The organism is Nonomuraea sp. NPDC049709 (assembly GCF_040674815.1).
GTDB lineage: Bacteria > Actinomycetota > Actinomycetes > Streptosporangiales > Streptosporangiaceae > Nonomuraea.
On record NZ_JBFANM010000003.1, the window covers coordinates 165,783 to 181,282 of the forward strand.

Genomic DNA, 15,500 nt, shown 5'->3' on the forward strand with positions numbered 1-15,500 from the left:
CCGACCCAAGTCTCTGTTGACCACCCTTTGCTCGATGGCCTCAACCCGCAGCAGCGGGAGGCCGTGATCCATCATGGCAGTCCGCTGCTCATCGTGGCGGGGGCGGGTTCCGGGAAGACGCGGGTGCTCACGCACCGCATCGCCTATCTGCTGGCCGAGCGCGAGGTGCATCCGGGCGAGATCCTGGCGATCACCTTCACCAACAAGGCCGCCAAGGAGATGAAGGAGCGCATCGACAAGCTGGTCGGGCCGCGTTCCAAGGCGATGTGGGTGATGACGTTCCACAGCGCCTGCATGCGCATCCTGCGGCGCGAGGCCAAGCGGCTGGGGTTCCCGTCGAGCTTCTCGATCTACGACCAGGCCGACTCGCAGCGGCTCATGGCGATGGTCTGCCGGGAGATGGAGCTCGACCCGAAGCGCTACCCGCCGCGTTCGTTCTCGGCGCAGGTCAGCAACTTCAAGAACGAGCTGATCGACTACGAGACGGCGATCGACCGGGCGGGCTCGCACCTGGAGAAGACGCTCGCGCAGGCATACAAGGCCTACCAGCTCAAGCTGACCGAGGCCGGCGCGATGGACTTCGACGACATCATCATGAACACGGTGACGTTGTTCCAGCTCTTCCCGGACGTGGCCGAGCACTACCGGATGCGGTTCAGGCACGTGCTGGTGGACGAATACCAGGACACCAACCACGCCCAATACATCCTGATCAGGGAGCTCGTCGGGCATCCCGAGCTGCGGACGAACGACGGCGAGCTGGTGCGCTCGGGCGCCGACATGTCCGAGTTGTGCGTGGTGGGCGACGCCGACCAGTCCATCTACGCCTTCCGGGGCGCGACGATCCGCAACATCCTGGAGTTCGAGCGCGACTACCCGGACGCCCGCACGATCCTGCTGGAGCAGAACTACCGCTCCACCCAGAACATCCTGGCCGCCGCCAACGCCGTGATCGCGCGCAACGAGTCGCGCAAGCCGAAGAACCTCTGGTCCGACCAGGGTGACGGGCCCCTGATCGTCGGCTACGTGGCCGACAACGAGCACGACGAGGCCATGTTCGTGGCCCAGGAGGTCGACCGGCTCAGCGACGAGGAGGACGTCAAGCCGAGCGACGTCGCGGTCTTCTACCGGACCAACGCTGCCTCCCGCGTGTTCGAGGAGATCTTCATCCGCACCGGCCTGCCCTACAAGGTGGTCGGGGGCGTGCGCTTCTACGAGCGCAAGGAGGTCAAGGACCTGCTGGCCTACCTGCGGGTGCTGGCCAACCCGGCCGACGTGGTGTCCATGCGGCGCATTCTCAACGTGCCCAAGCGCGGCATCGGCGACCGGGCCGAGGCGATGATCGAGGCGCTGTCCTCGCGCGAGGGCATCACGTTCTGGGACGCGCTGCGGCGGGCCGACGAGGCGTACGGCATGGCCACCCGCTCGCTCAACGCGGTCCGCGAGTTCGTCGCCATGATCGACGAGCTGATCGCCAAGGCCGAGGGCGTGCCACCGTCCACGCTGGCCGAGGAGATCCTCGTGGCCACCGGCTACCGCGCCGAGTTGGAGGCCTCGGAGGACCCGCAGGACGAGTCGCGCCTGGAAAACCTCAACGAGCTCGTCTCCGTCGCCTCCGAGTTCGAGGAGGCCAACCCGGAGGGGACGCTGGTGGAGTTCCTGGAGCAGGTGTCGCTGGTGGCCGACGCCGACCAGATCCCCGACGCCGAGGGCGGGCAGGGGGTCGTCACGCTGATGACCCTGCACACTGCCAAGGGCCTGGAGTTCCCGGTCGTGTTCCTGACGGCCATGGAGGACGGCGTGTTCCCGCACATCCGGTCCCTGGGCGAGCCCAAGGAGCTGGAGGAGGAGCGGCGGCTGGCCTACGTCGGCATCACCAGGGCGCAGCAGCGCCTCTACCTCACCCGGGCGGCCGTCCGCAGCTCCTGGGGGGCGCCGTCGTTCAATCCCGCCTCGCGGTTCGTCAACGAGGTGCCGGGGCAGCTCATCGACTGGCGCACCGATCCGGAGAAGTCCGCCTGGAGCGCGGCCACGCGCCGCGAGCCGGCCGCGCGGCAGGCGCCGGCGGCGAAGAGCGCGGGCGGGCGCAAGGTGCCCTCCCTGACGCCTGGCGACCGGGTCACGCACGACGCGTTCGGCCTGGGCACGGTGGTGTCCGTGGACGGGGTGGCGGAGAAGACCAAGGTCAAGATCGACTTCGGGAGCGGCGGGGAGAAGACGTTGCTGCTGGCGTACGCGCCGCTGGAGAAGCTCTGAGCGGAAAAGAAAAGGGGCCGCTCCCCCTCCTCAGGTGAGCGGCCCCGGTTCCGGAACGGTCGGCGCCTCAGGCCGTCGTTCCTGGAGGGTCAGCTCTTCAGGGCGCTGCCCTTCTTCCACTGGGTCCAGTTGAGCTGCCAGTAGCTCCAGCCGTTGTTCCACTGGAGCTTGCGCTTGGTGCCGGTGATCTTCACGACGTCACCGCGCTGGGCGATCGTGTAGAACCACTTGGCCCCGGCCGGGGTGGCGCGCACGCAGCCGTGGCTCTGGTTGGAGCGGCCGAGATACTGGTAGTAGCCGGCGCTCTGGTGGACGTACTCACCGCTGTCGGAGATGCGCACCGCCCACGGGATCTCCTCCTTGTAGTAGCGCGGGTCCTTCGGATCCGTCACGCCCATCCAGGAGGAGGTCATGGTCTCGACGGCCTTCTTGCCCATGGTGAGGTGGGTGCCGCTGGTGGTGAGGTAGACGTCCACGCCGTTCCTGATCAGCCCGCCCTTGCCGGCGCTGATCGGGATCTTCTTGGCCAGCTTGCCGTTGCGGTAGACCTTCATCGAGTGCTTGCGCGTGTCGACCACGGAGATGTTCTTCGCGCCGACGGCGAACCTGCGGGAGACGTTCTTGGCCGCCGTGTTGCCGGGCAGCTCGGACAGCCGCGCGGTGAAGAGCACCTTCTGGTACGGCTTCCAGTACGTCTTCGTCCGGTAGATGACCTTGCGCTTCGACACCCAGCGCCAGGCGCCCTCGACCGGCTCCTCCGGCTCGACCTCCAGCAGCGCCTCGACGGCGGCCTTGTCTTTGACGTCACGGTCGAACGTGACGATGATCGGGAACCCGACGCCCACCTTCTCGGTCTTCTCCCCCATGGGGGTGATGTCGGCGATGCCGAGCTTGACCTTCTTCGCCGGGGCGGCGACGGCGGCGGCAAGAGGTGCGGCGGCCTGGGTGGTCGCGGGGGCCGCCTGAGCTCGCGGGACGGGTACGCTCTCCGCCGCGCAGGCCGTTGCGGCGAGCAGTGCGACCAGTGCCGGAAGCATCCGGGTGACGCGCTTCAAAGGGGTTACTCCTGGACTTAGTGCTTCGACTACCTCCTTGTGTGACTATTGGGGCCGATGATTCGTGGGCCAAATGCCCATAACTATCTTGTAACGGTCCAAATTCGCCCGAATGCGGGCAACCCACACCCGCCGAACCCGCGGGTAGCGGCGTCAGACCAGACGGCGGGCGGTGGCCCAGCGGGACAGCTCGTGCCGGTTGGAGAGCTGGAGCTTGCGCAGCACCGACGACACGTGGGTCTCGACGGTCTTGACCGAGATGAACAGCTCCTTGGCGATCTCCTTGTACGCGTACCCGCGCGCGATCAGCCGCAGCACCTCCCGCTCCCGCTGGGTCAGCGAGTCGAGCTCCGGGTCGATCGACGGCGCCTCCGACGAGGCGAACGCGTCCAGCACGAACCCCGCCAGCCGCGGCGAGAAGACCGCGTCCCCCTCGGCCACCCGGCGGATGGCGTCGGTCAGCTCCTTGCCGCTGATGTTCTTGGTCACGTAGCCGCGGGCGCCGCCCCTGATCACGCCGATGACGTCCTCGGCGGCGTCGGAGACCGACAGTGCCAGGAAGCGGACCTGGGAGCCGGCGCCCAGGACCCGGCGCAGCACCTCCTGGCCGCCGCCCCCGGGCATGTGCACGTCCAGCAGGACCACGTCGGGCTGGTGCTCGGCGATCGCCTTGACCGCCGTCTCCACGTCCTCGGCCTCGCCCACCACCTCGATCGAGTCGCCCAGCTCGGCGCGCACGCCCGATCGGAACAGCCGGTGATCATCGACGATCAGTACGCGCGTCATGCCTTCTCCACCTTCATCGTCAACATCACTTCCGTGCCCTCGCCCGGCTCGGTGCGTACGCGGGCCGTGCCTCCATGACGTTCCATTCTCCCGATGATGGACTCCCTGATCCCCATCCGGTCGAGCGGCACCGCCTCGAAGTCGAAGCCCTTACCCCGATCCTTCACGAAAATCGTGACCTCTTCACCCTCAACTTCGGCGTACACGGAAATAGACGGACTTTCAGAGTATTTGGCCGCGTTGACCATCGCCTGCCTGGACGCCTTCAGCATGGCCGCCAGCTTGCCCGCCGAGTCGAGGGGGATGTCGCCGACGCAGACGACCTCGATCGGCACCCCGTGCGCGTCCTCCTCCTCGGCCGCGATCCGGCGTACGGCGGCCGCCACCGTCGCGTCGGCGTCCTGGGCCGGCTGGTAGAGCCAGTTGCGCAGCTCGCGCTCCTGGGAGCGGGCCAGGCGGGCGACCTCGCGCGGGTCGTGGGCGACCCGCTGGATCAGCGTGAGCGTGTGCAGCACCGAGTCGTGCACCATGGCGGCCACCTCGGCCCGCTCCTCCTGCCTGATGCGCTCGCGCCGCTCCAGCTGCAGCTCTTTCCACAGGCCGGCCAGCCAGGGGGCGGCGATGACGGCCAGGCCGCCGACCACCACGATGGTGAACAGCAGCCCCGGCCGGGCCTGGGCCAGCTCGCCCTGGGAGTAGAGGAAGCCGACCGCCCCGATCACGACGAGGACGACGCCGAGCAGCGTACGGACCCGGTTCTTCCGCATGCCGAACGCCGCGCCGCTCATCCAGCTCCTGCGGCGCTCCGGATCGGCCTGCTGCCAGAGGATCAGCGCACCGATCCCGCCCACCGCGAACGGCAACATGCCGATCCCGCCCTTGGAGGCCCCCGTCAGCCAGCCGAACGCGAGCAGCGCCACCCCGATCGCGCTGAACGCGGCGAGCTGGCTCCAGTCCCGCTGCGGCGGCGGCCCCTGGTACGGCTGCCGCGGCGTCAGCATCCACAACACCGCGTACGCCACCACGCCGATCCCGTCGACGACGGTGAGCAGCACGAACATGAGCCTGATCACGACCGGATCAAGCTTGAGCTGCGTCGCCAGCCCCTGGGCGACACCGCCGAGCAGGCGCCCCTCGATGGGGCGCATCATCCGGCGGTAGGGCCTGTCGCCGCTCTGTTCGGCGAGTGTCTTCTGGTCAGCCATAACATGGCCATAGTCACACGTCGGGGGCGTCACGGGCATCAGGGAACAACCCCCGGGTCGGGTCAGGGGTGTCCCGGATGCGAGCACACCACGCGTAGGTCCACGATGGTACGCATGACAGAAGTTCCGCCCAGGCAGCCGGCCGCTCCTCCGCGCGTGCTGCGCCGCAGCAGCGAGGGGCGCTTCCTCATGGGAGTCTGCGCGGGCCTCGGGCGGCACACCGGCATCGACCCGGTGGTGTTCCGCGTGGGCTTCGCGGTGCTGCTGCTCGGCTCCGGCATCGGGCTGTTCCTCTACCTGGCGGCGTTCCTGCTGATGAAGGAGCCGAACGGGCGCCCGGGGATCATCGAGCAGTGGACCCGGCGCGACTTCGACGCCGAGGCCGTGATGGCGCTGTTGACGGCGGTGCTGGCGTTCGGGCTGGCGATCAACCTGGCGTCCGTGTGGCTCGACACGGGGACGCTGGTGGTGGGGGTGTTCCTGGCGGTGTCGCTGCTGGCCGCGCACTCCAACGGGGTGGACCTGCTCGGGGTGGCCAGGTCGATGCCCGAGCGGCTGAGCCGGCGGCGGGGCGAGGAGCCCTCGATGGCCTTCTACGAGACCGCGGAGCCGGCTCCGCCCGTACGCGCCCCGGCCCCGCCGGCGGCCGGCCCGGCGACCGTGCCGCCCATGCGCGAGCCCGCCCCGGCCAGGACCGGCGAGCCGGTCGACGCGCCCCTGCGGCACGCGGAGCCGCCCGCCCCGCAGGCGGCGGCTCCCGTCGAGGAGGCCGCGCCGGTCGAGGAGCGGGCGCCGGTCCAGGACGCCGCGCCCCTCCAGGAGGCCGCACCCCTCCAGGAGGAGCGGGTGTCGCCGGAGGCGGTGACCGCGGAGCACGCGGTGCCACCGCACCGCCGGCCCGCCTCCTACCGACCCGAGCCCCCGACCGCCGTCGACTACTCCAGCTACGGCGAGCCCTTCGCGCCGAACGGCCCCTACCAGCCGCTCGACCCCGCCAGAAGGGCCGGCTACCCGTCCTACGACCCCGTCCTGTACGGCCTCCCGGTCACCAGGCGGGAGCGCCGGCCCAAGTCGTTCATCGGCGCCATCACCATCCTGCTGGCAATCATCATTGGAGGGATCGTCGTGGCCGTCCAAGCCAGGTCGGCCACCGGAGTGAGCCCGACCATCGTCGGCGGCGCCATGCTCATCACCATCGGCGCCGGCCTGCTCGTCGCCGCCTGGTGGGGACGCGGCGCCGGTCTGGTGGCCGCGGGCACCGCGGTCGCGGTGATCGTCGCCGTGGGGCTGATGCTCGGTGGCCTGCCCAGGAACATCGGTCCGGCCGAATGGGCCCCGACCAGCCCCGCCGAGGCCGGCCGGCTCTACGACGTGGGGCTCGGCGACGGCCTGCTGGACCTGTCGGAGCTGGAGCTGACAGCGGGATCGAGGGTGACGTTCAACGCCGCGGTCTCGGCGGGCGAGCTCGTGGTGATCGTGCCGCCGGAGGCGAGGGTCGAGGTGCACGCCACCAACAAGATCGGCGACATCACGCTCGACCGGTCGCTCAAGGGCGGCGTGGACGTGCGCTTCGACAAGGTGCTGGAGCCCGAGGTGAAGCCGGAGGGCAAGGTCTCGACCATTGTGCTGAACCTGAGGGGCGGCCTCGGCGACATGGAGGTGCGGCGTGCCGCGTGACGTCGAGCGACCCCGGCCCCGGCGCCTGCACAGGACGGACTGGATGGCCCTGCTGAGCGGCGCGCTCTTCATCGTTCTGGGCATTCTGGTAGTGACCCGCGCGATCACGGATCCCCTGGTCCTGGTCGGTGTCATGGTGCTGGGACTGGCCTTCGCGGGGCTGGTGGCGATCATCGCGCGGGTGGTCCGCGGTAAGTAACCCGTGACGCAACCCTTGACCGGGAAAAACACCGGCGTACGTTCGGAGTGTCCGCCTTTCCCCCTGCTCCTGAGGGAGGACGTATGCCCCGAATCACCGTCACCGTCGACGGGATCAAGTATGAGGAGGACGTCGAGCCGCGACTCCTTCTCGTCCACCTACTAAGAGAACGGCTGGGCAGGACCGGCACACCCGTCGGTTGTGACACCAGCAACTGCGGCGCCTGCACGGTCATGCTCGACGGAAAGAGCGTCAAGAGCTGCTCGGTGCTCGCCGTGCAGGCCGACGGCTGCGACGTCGTCACGATCGAGGGCCTGGGCGCCAACGGGTCGATGCACCCGATGCAGCAGGCCTTCCACGAAGAGCACGCCCTGCAGTGCGGCTACTGCACGCCCGGCATGGTCATGGCCGCGATAGATCTGCTCAGGGACGATCCGGATCCGTCGGAGGAGACGATCAGGCAGGGTCTGGAGGGCAACCTCTGCCGCTGCACCGGATACTGCAACATCGTGCGCGCCGTACGCAGGGGCGCGCAGGAGATGGGCCAGGCGGTGAGCACCTCATGACCGTCCAGGAGGTGGGCCGGCCGCGCAGGCGCAAAGAGGACGCCAGACTGCTCACGGGGCGCACGCAGTGGACGGACAACCTTTCGCGGCCGGGCATGCTGCACGTGATGTTCCTGCGCAGCCCGATGGCGCACGCCAGGATCACCGGGGTCGACGTGTCGGGGGCGCGCGACCTGCCGGGGGTGGTGGCGGCCTTCAGCGGCCAGGACTTCGCCGCCGAGCAGGGCAGCCTGCCGTGCGCGTGGCCGGTGAGCGAGGACATCGTCATCCCCGACCACCCGCCGATGGCCGTCTCCGAGGTGCGGTACGTGGGCGAGGCCGTGGCCTGCGTGATCGCGACCGACCGCTACCGCGCGGCCGACGCGCTGGAGGCCATCGAGGTCGACTACGAGCCGCTGCCCGCGGTCCTCGACATGAACGCGGCGCTGTCCCAGGACAGCCCGAAGGTGCACGAGGCCGGCAACAAGGCCTACAGCGCCACGATCACCTCGGGTGACATCGAGGCCGCGTTCAGGGACGCGCCCGTCGTCATCGACCGGACCTACATCCAGCAGCGGCTCATCCCCAGCGCGATGGAGCCGCGGGCGGTCCTGGCCGACACGGACGGCGAGTCGTTCACGATGTGGACGTCCACGCAGATCCCGCACGTGCTGCGGGTCATGCTGGCCGTGGTGACCGGCATCCCCGAGCACCGCATCCGGGTGATCGCGCCCGACGTGGGCGGCGGGTTCGGCTCGAAGCTGCAGGTCACCGCGGAGGAGGTGCTCTGCCTGCTGCTCGCCCGCAAGCTCGGCCGGCCGGTCAAGTGGACCGAGACCCGCTCCGAGGGCAACCTGACCGTGCACCACGGCCGCGACCAGATCCAGCACATCCGGCTGGCCGCCGACGCCGACGGCCGGATCCGGGGGCTCCAGGTGAACCTGCTGGCCGACATGGGCGCCTACCTCATGCTGGTCACGCCGGGCATCCCGCTGCTGGGCGCGCAGATGTTCAACGCGATCTACAAGATGGACGCGTACGAGTTCGGCTGCACGGGTGTGTTCACCACCAAGATGCCCACGGACGCCTACCGGGGCGCGGGCCGTCCCGAGGCCACGTTCGGCATCGAGCGGGTGATGGACGAGCTGGCCGCCGAGCTGAAGATGGATCCGGTGGAGGTGCGCAGGCGCAACTGGATCAAGCACGAGGAGTTCCCGTACACCACGATCTCCGGGCTGACGTACGACTCGGGCAACTACGAGGCGGCCACCGAGCGGGCGCTGTCGATGTTCGGCTACGACAAGCTGCGCGCGGAACAGGCCGACCGGCGTGACAGGGGCGACCCGGTGCAGCTCGGGATCGGCGTCAGCACGTACACGGAGATGTGCGGCCTGGCGCCGTCCAGGATGCTCGGCGAGGCCAACTACGGCGCGGGCGGCTGGGAGCACGGCGCGGTGCGCATGCTGCCGACGGGCAAGGTCGAGGTCATCACCGGCACCTCGCCGCACGGGCAGGGCCATGTGACGGCGTGGAGCCAGATCGTGGCGGACGCGCTGGGCGTGCCGTTCGACGACATCACGGTGCTGCACGGCGACACGGCGATCGCGCACAAGGGCATGGACACCTATGGCTCGCGCTCGCTGGTCGTCGGCGGCATCGCGGTGCTGAAGGCGTGCGACAAGGTCAAGGACAAGGCCCGCAGGCTGGCCGCGCACGTGCTGGAGTGCTCGCCCGACGACCTGGAGTTCGAGGCCGGGGCGTTCAAGGTGCGCGGCACGGACTCGCAGAAGACCATCCAGGAGCTGGCCTACGCCGCGTTCACGGCGCACGACCTGCCCGAGGGGGTGGAGGCGAGGCTCGACTCCGACGCCACGTTCGACCCGGAGAACTACTCCTTCCCGCACGGCACCCACCTGTGCGCCGTGGAGGTGGACACCGAGACGGGCATGGTGAAGATCCGCTCGTACGTGGCGGTGGACGACATCGGCAAGGTCGTCAACCCGCTGATCGTGGAGGGCCAGCTGCACGGCGGCATCGCGCAGGGCATCGCGCAGGCGCTGTTCGAGGAGGCCGTGTACGACTCCGAGGGCAACCTGCTGACCGCCACGATGGCCGACTACCTGCTGCCGTCGGCCGCGGACCTGCCGGGGTTCAGCCTCGACAGGACCGAGTCCCCGGCGACCAGCAACCCGCTGGGCGTCAAGGGCGTCGGCGAGGCGGGCACGATCGCCTCGACCCCGGCCGTGGTGAACGCGATCGTGGACGCCCTGCGCCGGCACGGCATCCACGACGTGCAGATGCCGTGCACGCCCGAACGCATCTGGCGCGCCCTGGCGGAGCAGGAAGGAGTGCGGCAATGATCCCCGCGCAGTTCGACTACGTGCGCCCGGACTCGATCGCCGAGGCGTGCCAGGCGCTGGCCTCCGACGAGGACGCCAAGGTCCTGGCCGGCGGGCAGTCGCTGATGCCGCTGCTGCGGATGCGGCTGACGTACCCGTCGATGCTGGTCGACGTCGGCCGGCTGGCCGGGCTGAAGGGCGTGCACGACCGCGGCGACCACGTCTACATCGGCGCGATGGCCACGCACGACGAGGTCATGCGCTCCCCGGTGGTGACCTCCGGCTGCCCGCTGGTGGCGCTGGCCGCGGCGCACGTGGCCGATCCGGCCATCAGGCACCGGGGCACGTTCGGCGGTTCGCTGGCCCACGCGGATCCGGCGGGTGACCTGCCCGCCGTGGCGCTGGCGCTGGATGCCGTGCTCGTGGCCGCCTCGGCGCGGGGCGAGCGCGAGATCCCGGCCGCCGAGTTCTTCGTCGACTACCTGGAGACGTCGCTGGAGCAGGGCGAGATCCTGGCCGGGGTGAAGATCCCGAAGCTGGGCGCGGGCTGGGGCTTCCACTACGAGAAGTTCCGCAGGACCGCGCAGGCGTGGGCCATCGTCGGGGTCGCGGCGGCCGTCAGGCGCTCCAACGGCTCGATCGCCGAGGCCCGGATCGGGCTGACGAACATGGCGCCGACGCCGGTGCGCGCCCGCGCCACCGAGTCCGCCCTGACGGGCGTGGAGCTGGGCGACCAGGTACGGCAGGCGTGCGACGAGGCGGCGGAGGGTACGTCCCCGTCCGCCGATCTGAACGCGCAGCCGGACTACCGCCGGCATCTGGCCAGGGTCCTGACCCACCGCGCGGTGCGCACGGCGGCCGGATCCCCCTGAGGTTGGTGGGGGCGCCTCTTCCGGGGTGCCCCCACCCCGGCATAGGGTCACAGGCATCGGGAGAAGGAGCGAATCGATGGCGATGCGGTTCGAGCACGAGTTCACTGTTCCCGTTCCGATCGAGCAGGCCTGGGCCGTGTTGCTCGACGTCGAGCGGGTCGCGCCATGCCTGCCCGGGGCGACGCTGGACATCTTCGAGGGCGACGAGTTCACCGGGCGGATGAAGGTCAAGGTCGGCCCGATCACGGTCACCTATCGCGGCTCGGCCAGGTTCGAGGACGTGGACAAGGACTCCTACTCGCTGGCCATCCAGGCGTCGGGCAAGGAGGCCCGGGGCTCGGGCACGGCCTCCGCCACGGTCAGGGCCCGCATGCAGCCGCGCGACGAGGCCACGCTGGTGACCGTGGAGACCACGTTCAACGTCACCGGCCGGCCCGCCCAGTTCGGCAGGGGCGTGATGGCCGAGGTGGGCGGCAAGCTCATCGAGAGGTTCGCCGGCAACCTGGCCGATCTGCTCTCCGAGCCCACGGTCGAAGCGGTCGCCCCGCAGGAGGGCGCGCCGGCGCAGGAGGAGGAGCGGCACCTGAGCGCGGTGCCGGCGCCCGAGCAGGAGGGGCGGCCCGCGGGCACGCAGCGCACGTCGCGCACGCCCGACGAGGAGGCGCTCGACCTGCTGGAGATCGCCGGGCAGCCGCTGCTCAAGCGGCTGGCGCCGATCGCGGGCGCGGTCGTGGCGCTGCTGTTCATCGCCTGGGTGATTCGTCGGCTTATGCGGTGATTTTCGGCAAATAGTCAATCAAGTCCGGACACTTCCCCCGACCTGGGGGAAGTGCCATTCCCGCGGATAGGTCTATCTACGGGGGACTTGTGATGCCGGACTGCACCGTTGTCGTCATCACGTATAACGACGCGGCCCGCCTGCCCAGGGCCGTACGTTCCGTGCTCCGGCAGTCGCTGCGCGACCTCGAAGTGATCATCGCCGACGACGCCAGCACGGACGGCACGCCGGAGGTGGCCCGGCGGCTCGCGCAGGCCGATCCGCGGGTGCGCTACCTGCGCAGGCCGGTCAACAGCGGCGGCTGCGGGGCGCCGCGCAACGACGGGATCGACGCGGCCGCCGCGCCGTACATCATGTTCCTGGACAGCGACGACGAGTTGCCCAGGCACGCGTGCAAGAGCCTGCTCGCCGAGATCGAGCGGACCGGGGCCGAGTTCGTGTCAGGGCAGATCTCGCGGCTGTTCGAGTCGAACGGGCGGCTGCAGCCGTACTACCCGTCGTTGTTCGCCAGGCGGCGGGTGGTCGAGGGCATCCGGGAGGAGCCGGAGCTGTTCCTCGACTGCTTCAGCACCAACAAGCTCTACGACGTGGGCTGGCTACGCGGCCGCGCGCTGCGCTTCCCCGAGGACATCCACTACGAGGACCATGTCTTCGCCGCCGAGCTGTACGCGGTGGCGCGCAGGTTCGCGATCGTGCCGTGGACGGTCTACCACTGGCACCGGGCGCGCACGAACGAGTCGATCTCGCTGAGCATCGACGACCTGGAGAACGTGCGGCAGCGGGTGATCGCGGCCCGGCTGAGCGACGACATCCTGCGCGATCACGGCGCCGCCGACCTGGTGCCGCACCGGCAGTACCGGTTCGTCCGCCAGGACCTGCGCGTCTACCTCAACCCGCTGCCCCTGCGGGACCTGGTGTGGACCAAGGAGTTCGCCTCGGTGGTGCGGCCGTACCTGGAGGAGATCCCGGACGAGGTGTTCGAGCGGATCGACCCGCTGGACCGGGTCTGCTGCCGGCTCATCCTGGACGACCGGATCGAGGACCTGCGGGTGGCGGCGGGCTCGCTGACCGGGCCGCGGGCCGCGCCGCGGGCAGCCGTGCAGCTCGACGGCCGGACGTACTGGGGCACGTCGGCCTCCCCCGGCCTGGACATCACCAAGCTGCGCCTGGCCGAGCTGCCCTTCACCGCCTCCCGGCTGCGGCACGAGGTGGTGAGCCTGTCCTCCGACGGCGAGCGGGTGCGGATGACCGTGCGCACCTACGACCCGTTCGGCGCGCTGCCGCCGGAGTGGACGGCGTTCCTGCAGCTCGGCAAGGAGCGGATCCCCATCGAGCCGGAGCCGTCGGGCGGGGGCGGATACCTCAGCGAGGTCACGTTCAGGCCCTCGGGCAAGTGCGACCCGCGCATCGGCTTCACCCGGACCTCCGACGGGCACACCACGACCGACCGGATCATCGTCGATCCCCACACCGAGCCGATCGAGCTGCCCGGGTGCACGCTCAAGGCCGAGGGATACACGGCGTACCTGTGCGTGCGTCCCGACTCCATCCCGCAGTCGGTGTGGCGGCGGGTCAGGCGGCGGCTGATGACGCGCCTGAACACGCCGGCGAACAAGCTGCGGGCGTACAAGGTGATGATCAGGGTGCTGCCGCGCCGCCCGAACCTCGCGCTGTTCGAGTCGGACGTCGGCAAGGGCTACAGCGGCAGCCCGCGGGCCATCTACGAGGAGGTGCGGCGGCGCGGCCTGCCGATCGAGGCGGTCTGGTCGGTGGCCAGGGGCCGCCGGAACTTCCCCTCCGACGTCCGCCTCGTCCGCCGGGGCAGCTGGCGCTACATCTACACGATGGCCAGGGCCGGCATCTGGGTGGACAGCCACGGCTTCCCGCTGGACTATCCCAAGCCCCGCGGCACCCGCTACCTGCAGACCTGGCACGGGCAGGGGATCAAGTCGATCGGGTTCGACGCGCCCGACCTGCGCGGCGACTTCGACAAGCCGCGGGCGCAGTGGCGGGCCGCGGTCGCCCGGTGGGACGCGCTGGTGTCGCCGAGCGCGGAGTTCTCGCGGGTGTTCCTGCCGTCGAACGGCTACTCGGGCAAGGTGTACCGGTGCGGGACGCCCCGGTGCGACGCGCTCGTACGGGCCGAGCCGTCGGGCGAGGTGCGCAGGCGGCTGGAGATCCCGCCCGGGCGGCAGGTCCTGCTCTACGCGCCCACGTACCGGGACCGGGTGAAGGGCAGCGGCCAGTCCGTACGGGTGGACCTGGAGCTCATGGCCGACGAACTGGCCGACGACTGGGTGGTGATCCTGCGTACGCACCCGGTCGAGCGCTACAGCCCACCCGAGCACCTCAAGCACTTCGTCCGCTCCGCCGCGTCGTACCCGGAGATCAACGACCTGATGCTGGCCTCGGACGCGCTGCTGACCGACTACTCCTCCGTCATGTGCGACTACGCGCTGACCGGCAGGCCGATGCTGTTCTTCGTCGACGACTGGGACGACTACCGCCTCTCGGAGCGCGGCGTCTACCACGACCTGCCGGCCATCGCCCCGGGCCCGTGCCTCTCGACGACCGAGGACCTGATCGCCGCGCTGCGCGAGCTGCCGGCCGTGCACGAGTCCTACGCCGAGCGGTACGCGGCCTTCCGCGACCTGTGGTGCGCCGACGAGCGCGGCGACGCGGCGGCCAGGATCGTGGCCGACTTCTTCGAGGAGACCCGATGACCGTCGTCTTCACCTGCCTGGACGCCGACACGCTCGGCGGCATCCAGCAGGTCACCCACACCCTGGCCCAGGGCCTGGCCCGGCGCGGGCACGACGTACACGTGATCGGGCTGCAACGCGCCGCCGCCCCGTTCAGGTACGTCGAGCGTCCCCTCTACCGCCGGCACGTGATCAGCCGCCGGCCCGCGCGGGGCACGCTCGCCCGCAGGCGGGCAGACCGGCGGCTGAAGGAGCTGCTCGGCGCCGTCGGGCCGGGTTACGCGATCATGACCTCCCCGTCCGTGGTGGCCCGGCTGTCAGGGCTGCTGCCGGACACGCTGCGGCCGATCGGGCAGTACCACGGCTCGTACGACCACGCCCGCGGCTGCTGGCACCTGGCCTCGATCCGACGCCACTACCCAGGCCTCGAACAGTCCGTCTTCCTCAGCGAGGACGACGCCTGGCTGTTCTCCGAGCACGCGCTGCTGCCCAACGCGGGCGCGCTGCCGAACCCGCTGGCGGACTGGCCGGAGGAGATGTCGGCGCTGGAGTCGCCGCGCGTGCTCGGCGTGGGCCGGCTGGAGGGAGTCAAGCGGTTCGACCGGCTGATCAGCGCGTTCGCCCGCTCGGGCGCGCCCCCGCCGTGGGAGCTGCACCTCATCGGGGACGGCGGCGAGCTGGAGCGGCTGCGCGCGCACGCGGACCGGGAGGGCGTGGGCGACCGCGTGGTGTTCAGGGGGCTGGTGCCCGCCGCGCGGATGCCGGCCGAGTATCTCGCGGCCTCGGTCCTGGGGCTGACCAGCGAGCACGAGGGCCTGCCGATCGTGCTGCTGGAGTCGGGGGCGCACGGGGTGCCGGCGGTGGCGTTCGACGTGTCGGGAGGCGTGCGCTCGGCCGGGCCGGTGCTGGTCCCGCCGGGCGACGTGGACGCGTTCGGGGCGGAGCTGGCGCGGCTGATCGGGGACGAGGAGGAGCGGCGGCGCCTCGGGGCCGACGCCCGGGCACGGGCCGAGGCGTTCCGCCTCGACCACGTGCTGGACCGATGGGAGTCGATGTTCGCCCACATCGAGCGTTAGACGTCCCTGG

At 70.5% G+C, this 15,500-nt stretch carries 12 protein-coding genes; 9 read left to right on the forward strand and 3 right to left on the reverse strand.

The features are described from left to right. The first annotated feature begins 27 nt into the window (after positions 1 to 27). Positions 28 to 2,256, forward strand: a complete 2,229-nt coding sequence (gene pcrA / locus AB0J69_RS04330) for a DNA helicase PcrA (protein WP_364112755.1) — start codon at positions 28 to 30, stop codon at positions 2,254 to 2,256. 89 nt (positions 2,257 to 2,345) lie between these two features. Here the strand turns inward: pcrA and AB0J69_RS04335 are convergent, their stop codons facing one another. The 3 genes from AB0J69_RS04335 to AB0J69_RS04345 all read right to left on the reverse strand — a co-directional run bounded on the left by AB0J69_RS04335 (position 2,346) and on the right by AB0J69_RS04345 (position 5,302). Beyond that, the gene (locus tag AB0J69_RS04335; protein WP_364112757.1) at positions 2,346 to 3,311 is read right to left on the reverse strand and encodes a L,D-transpeptidase; all 966 of its coding nucleotides are present in this window, start codon (positions 3,309 to 3,311) and stop codon (positions 2,346 to 2,348) included. Positions 3,312 to 3,464: 153 nt separating this feature from the next. Next, positions 3,465 to 4,097, reverse strand: coding sequence for a response regulator transcription factor (locus AB0J69_RS04340; protein WP_185070757.1), 633 nt, complete (start codon positions 4,095 to 4,097; stop codon positions 3,465 to 3,467). Beyond that, positions 4,094 to 5,302 (reverse strand): PspC domain-containing protein, encoded by a 1,209-nt coding sequence (locus AB0J69_RS04345; RefSeq protein ID WP_364112759.1) that lies wholly within the window; start codon positions 5,300 to 5,302, stop codon positions 4,094 to 4,096. The genes AB0J69_RS04340 and AB0J69_RS04345 overlap by 4 nt, the downstream gene beginning before the upstream one ends. Before the next feature lie 114 nt (positions 5,303 to 5,416). Here AB0J69_RS04345 and AB0J69_RS04350 point away from each other — a divergent pair, with 114 nt between their 5' ends. From AB0J69_RS04350 to AB0J69_RS04385, 8 genes are all read left to right on the forward strand, one after another. Beyond that, complete coding sequence (locus AB0J69_RS04350; protein ID WP_364112761.1) at positions 5,417 to 6,979, forward strand: PspC domain-containing protein; 1,563 nt, start codon at positions 5,417 to 5,419, stop codon at positions 6,977 to 6,979. Positions 6,980 to 7,022: 43 nt separating this feature from the next. Beyond that, complete coding sequence (locus tag AB0J69_RS04355) at positions 7,023 to 7,178, forward strand: hypothetical protein (RefSeq protein ID WP_364112763.1); 156 nt, start codon at positions 7,023 to 7,025, stop codon at positions 7,176 to 7,178. A gap of 83 nt (positions 7,179 to 7,261) precedes the next feature. Further along, the gene (locus AB0J69_RS04360; RefSeq protein ID WP_364112765.1) at positions 7,262 to 7,744 is read left to right on the forward strand and encodes a (2Fe-2S)-binding protein; all 483 of its coding nucleotides are present in this window, start codon (positions 7,262 to 7,264) and stop codon (positions 7,742 to 7,744) included. Further along, entirely contained in the window at positions 7,741 to 10,083 is a 2,343-nt protein-coding gene (locus AB0J69_RS04365) for a xanthine dehydrogenase family protein molybdopterin-binding subunit (RefSeq protein WP_364112767.1), read from the forward strand. The genes AB0J69_RS04360 and AB0J69_RS04365 overlap by 4 nt, the downstream gene beginning before the upstream one ends. Continuing rightward, entirely contained in the window at positions 10,080 to 10,934 is an 855-nt protein-coding gene (locus AB0J69_RS04370; protein WP_364112769.1) for a xanthine dehydrogenase family protein subunit M, read from the forward strand. Before AB0J69_RS04365 ends, AB0J69_RS04370 begins: the two co-directional genes overlap by 4 nt. A 76-nt stretch (positions 10,935 to 11,010) precedes the next feature. Further along, complete coding sequence (locus AB0J69_RS04375) at positions 11,011 to 11,712, forward strand: SRPBCC family protein (protein WP_364112771.1); 702 nt, start codon at positions 11,011 to 11,013, stop codon at positions 11,710 to 11,712. Positions 11,713 to 11,804: 92 nt separating this feature from the next. Next, positions 11,805 to 14,435 (forward strand): CDP-glycerol glycerophosphotransferase family protein, encoded by a 2,631-nt coding sequence (locus AB0J69_RS04380; protein WP_364112773.1) that lies wholly within the window; start codon positions 11,805 to 11,807, stop codon positions 14,433 to 14,435. After that, the gene (locus AB0J69_RS04385; protein WP_364112775.1) at positions 14,432 to 15,490 is read left to right on the forward strand and encodes a glycosyltransferase; all 1,059 of its coding nucleotides are present in this window, start codon (positions 14,432 to 14,434) and stop codon (positions 15,488 to 15,490) included. Before AB0J69_RS04380 ends, AB0J69_RS04385 begins: the two co-directional genes overlap by 4 nt. The last annotated feature ends 10 nt before the right edge of the window (positions 15,491 to 15,500 follow it).

Bases quoted from the DNA above. Each gene is read 5' to 3' on its own strand.
- AB0J69_RS04340 (WP_185070757.1), bottom strand. From the start codon at position 4,097: ATGACGCGCGTACTGATCGTCGATGATCACCGGCTGTTCCGATCGGGC.
- AB0J69_RS04345 (WP_364112759.1), bottom strand. From the start codon at position 5,302: ATGGCTGACCAGAAGACACTCGCCGAACAGAGCGGCGACAGGCCCTAC.
- AB0J69_RS04350 (WP_364112761.1), top strand. From the start codon at position 5,417: ATGACAGAAGTTCCGCCCAGGCAGCCGGCCGCTCCTCCGCGCGTGCTG.
- AB0J69_RS04355 (WP_364112763.1), top strand. From the start codon at position 7,023: ATGGCCCTGCTGAGCGGCGCGCTCTTCATCGTTCTGGGCATTCTGGTA.
- AB0J69_RS04360 (WP_364112765.1), top strand. From the start codon at position 7,262: ATGCCCCGAATCACCGTCACCGTCGACGGGATCAAGTATGAGGAGGAC.
- AB0J69_RS04365 (WP_364112767.1), top strand. From the start codon at position 7,741: ATGACCGTCCAGGAGGTGGGCCGGCCGCGCAGGCGCAAAGAGGACGCC.
- AB0J69_RS04370 (WP_364112769.1), top strand. From the start codon at position 10,080: ATGATCCCCGCGCAGTTCGACTACGTGCGCCCGGACTCGATCGCCGAG.
- AB0J69_RS04375 (WP_364112771.1), top strand. From the start codon at position 11,011: ATGGCGATGCGGTTCGAGCACGAGTTCACTGTTCCCGTTCCGATCGAG.
- AB0J69_RS04380 (WP_364112773.1), top strand. From the start codon at position 11,805: ATGCCGGACTGCACCGTTGTCGTCATCACGTATAACGACGCGGCCCGC.
- AB0J69_RS04385 (WP_364112775.1), top strand. From the start codon at position 14,432: ATGACCGTCGTCTTCACCTGCCTGGACGCCGACACGCTCGGCGGCATC.